This is a genomic window from Arthrobacter sp. Hiyo1, from assembly GCF_001263615.2.
Classification (GTDB): Bacteria; Actinomycetota; Actinomycetes; order Actinomycetales; family Micrococcaceae; genus Arthrobacter.
In genome coordinates this window covers 889,265-891,743 of sequence record NZ_DF952469.1, presented here as the reverse complement: position 1 = coordinate 891,743, position 2,479 = coordinate 889,265, and the positions used below count along the sequence as shown (strand labels likewise).

The 2,479-nt window shown below is 64.7% G+C and carries 3 protein-coding genes; 1 reads left to right on the top strand and 2 read right to left on the bottom strand.

The window, feature by feature from the left end; all coding sequences use genetic code 11:
• Positions 1–655: flagellar hook-basal body complex protein (locus AHiyo1_RS08395; RefSeq protein ID WP_113990596.1), on the top strand; the 655-nt coding region annotated here is incomplete at its 5' end.
• 76 nt (positions 656–731) lie between these two features.
• Here AHiyo1_RS08395 and AHiyo1_RS08390 read toward each other — a convergent pair.
• Together AHiyo1_RS08390 and AHiyo1_RS08385 are read right to left on the bottom strand one after the other, a co-directional pair.
• On the bottom strand, positions 732–1,958 hold the full coding sequence (locus tag AHiyo1_RS08390; RefSeq protein WP_059388248.1) for a S53 family peptidase: 1,227 nt from the start codon (positions 1,956–1,958) through the stop codon (positions 732–734).
• A 147-nt stretch (positions 1,959–2,105) separates the two neighbouring features.
• Positions 2,106–2,435 carry a hypothetical protein gene (locus tag AHiyo1_RS08385; protein ID WP_253257236.1) on the bottom strand — a complete coding sequence of 110 codons (330 nt, stop codon included), beginning with the start codon at positions 2,433–2,435 and terminating at the stop codon, positions 2,106–2,108.
• Positions 2,436–2,479 lie beyond the last annotated feature (44 nt).

The window sequence follows — 2,479 nt, the reverse complement described above, 5'->3', positions numbered from 1 at the left end:
CAACCTGCCGTCCGATGCGGCCGTGGGGACCAGCGTGGAGCGCCAGGTCAAGGTGTACGACGCCGACGGCGCCTCCCGCAGCCTGACTCTGACGTTCAGCCGCTCTGCGGGAGGCTGGGATGTGGCCGGGGCCGACGCCAACGGCGCCACGGGGAACTCGACGCTCACGTTCGCGAACGGTGCGATGACTTCGGGCGGTGCCATGACCGTCGGCGGCATCTCGGTGGACATGTCCACTGTTACCGGATTCGCGGCCATGAGCACACTCACGGTCGGCAGCCAGAACGGATCCGAGGCAGGCAAGCTGGAGTCATTCACCCTCGGCGGCGACGGCTCACTCATCGGCTCGTTCAGCAATGGCAGCAAGCAGGTTCTGGCCCGCGTGGCCCTTGCCCGTTTCACCAACCCCGGCGGCCTCGAGAAATCCGGTAGCTCCACGTATGTGGCTACCGCCAACTCCGGCGCGGCCCAGTTGGGCGCCCCGGGCGACGCCGGACTCGGCACCCTGACTGCCGGGGCCCTTGAGATGTCCAACGTTGACCTCTCCCAGGAATTCACCAACCTGATCGTTGCCCAGCGCGGCTTCCAGGCGAACGCCCGCATCATCACGACGTCGGACGAGGTCCTGCAGGAGCTGACGAACCTGAAGCATTAGTGAGACTGCCCGTTCACAGACAGAAGGATGGCCGGCATCCTTGGACGCCGGCCACCCTTCAGGCAGTTACTGCTTTTTAGAGTCCGGCGACCCCGTTCGGAGTGCCGACGCCCGTGGGTCCGTCCCATCCGGTGCCGGAGAGGCACCATTGGCTCGTGGAGCACGTGCCCGTTGAACCCGAGGCGACGTCATTGAATTTCCCGGAGTTCGTGTACGGAAGAGAGTTGGCCAGTGCCGAGGAGCTGCCTGTGTTCCCGGAAAGCGCGTACATGGCCGCGATCAGGGGCGAGGAGAGGCTGGTCCCTCCATACTGGGCCCATGACGAGGTGGTGCTGCTGCTCGGCGCGTACACTGCCAGGCCGGTCTGCGGATCTGCGACGGCGGAGACGTCCGCCGAGGCGCGCTTGCTACAGCCCGTGCCGAACGTGGCAGCCGCTGGCAACGCGGCATTGACACTTGAGCATCCGGATCCCGAGCCGGACCAGGCAGATTCGCCCCACCCGCGTGCACTGGAGTTCTTGACCAACGATGTGCCTCCCACGGCGGTGACGTAACTCGAGGAAGCGGGGTAGGACGAGCCGGTGTACCCGTTGTCGCCGGTTGACGCTGTCACCGCGATGCCCGGGTGGTTGTAGTACGTGCCGTAGCTGGAGTCTGCTGAATCCCCGCCGCCGTAGCTGTTGGAGATCGCCGCGACGCCGGGCTGTTTTGCGGCCGTTGCCACGGCTGTCCCAAGGTCGCTGAGGCTCGCTGTTGTCGCCTGCACTACCAGGATCTTGCAGTCCGGACACGCTGCAGAGACGGCGTCGACGTCGAGGGCCGTTTCGTCGGCCCATCCGGAATTGAACCTGGGAAGCTTGTTGCCGCCGTTTTGGTCCTTGATGGTGAGGCAGCCGTTGCTGACCGTGCATGCCGGGAGGCCGAACTGTGAGCGGTAAACGCCGAGATCGCGTTCCAGGTTCGGATAGCCGTAGGCATCCACGATTGCGACGGTTCTGCCGCCGGACGCGAGGCCTGTGATGTTGTAGGCGCTCTGGATGTCCGCGGGGGTCTTGCCGGTGGCGGGCGGCGTGCTCGAAGCGGGTTTGGTTTGTCCTCCCGGCGACGCCTTGCCCGGAGTCGTCGAATCATCGACGTACTTGAGCGCAAAACACGACGCATTGCCGGCTGGGACATCGGCGCAGACCTTCTCCGCATGCCAGTTGGCGGACGGAGATGGTTGGGCAACTGCGGCCGGTGCTGTGGCTGAGAACGCGCTCAGCAACAGCAACATCGCCCCGGAAACGCTAAGGATCTTCTTCACGAAACCTCCCTGAGGAACAATAAGATCCGACTTGACAGGATAGTCAACTCGGCGTGACAAGCTTCGCACCAAACGCCACTATTGTCACCCATGTCACATCCACCCCTGCGGTCTCATGAGCCACCGGGGAGATTTGCGGTTCGATTGCTAGTGGTTGGTGAGGTGGGGGCTGTGGATGTGTTCGCGACGGAAACCGAGGCCCACAATGCGGCCCAAGAGGCGTTTGACCAGTGGCGTGTGGCTGATGAGCCGTATGAGTTGGACGGGTGGGTTGTTTTGGGCAAGGCGAGCGAGTTGGCGTGTCTGCTGTCGCTGCAATGCCTGTGCGATCCTTACCGCTGGTTCGCGTCGTCGTTGCACGCGCTGGAGGTCGGCGACGGCGATGGTGCCCGTGCGCAGTGGTACTGCGAGGTGATTGGCCGTGGCGACGGCGTCGGCGATGGCGTAGTTCACCCCGGCGGCTCCGGCCGGCGACATAGCGTGGGCGGCGTCGCCGATGCACAACAGGCCTGGCTCGCACC